Below are 250 nucleotides of genomic sequence, written 5' to 3' on the forward strand. Positions count from 1 at the left end.
GCGGGTTGGCCAGCCGGTAGCCGGTGGCCATCGCCACCGGGGTGTGCACCTTCTCGGTCCTGACCTGGGCTTCCCTGGTTGCCTCGTACACCAGCATGAGGGTGAGCTCGTGCAGGGCTGAGCGGAAGGCGGCACTGTCGGTGCGCGCGTCCCGCATGGTGGTGAGTCGGGCTCTCGCGAGGGGGTGCTCGACGACGAAGACGTCCATAGCGGCCCACGGTAACCGCCGGCTCGTCGGGCCCCGGCAGCC

The 250-nt window shown here is 70.8% G+C and carries 1 protein-coding gene; it reads right to left on the minus strand.

Annotation, left to right across the window (positions count from 1 at the left end; all coding sequences use genetic code 11):
- A partial coding sequence (locus ACTIDRAF_RS0226055) for a uracil phosphoribosyltransferase (protein ID WP_016701569.1) occupies positions 1–208 on the minus strand: 208 nt, incomplete at its 3' end.
- Positions 209–250 lie beyond the last annotated feature (42 nt).

The organism is Actinoalloteichus spitiensis RMV-1378 (assembly GCF_000239155.1).
In the GTDB taxonomy this organism is placed as follows: domain Bacteria; phylum Actinomycetota; class Actinomycetes; order Mycobacteriales; family Pseudonocardiaceae; genus Actinoalloteichus_B; species Actinoalloteichus_B spitiensis.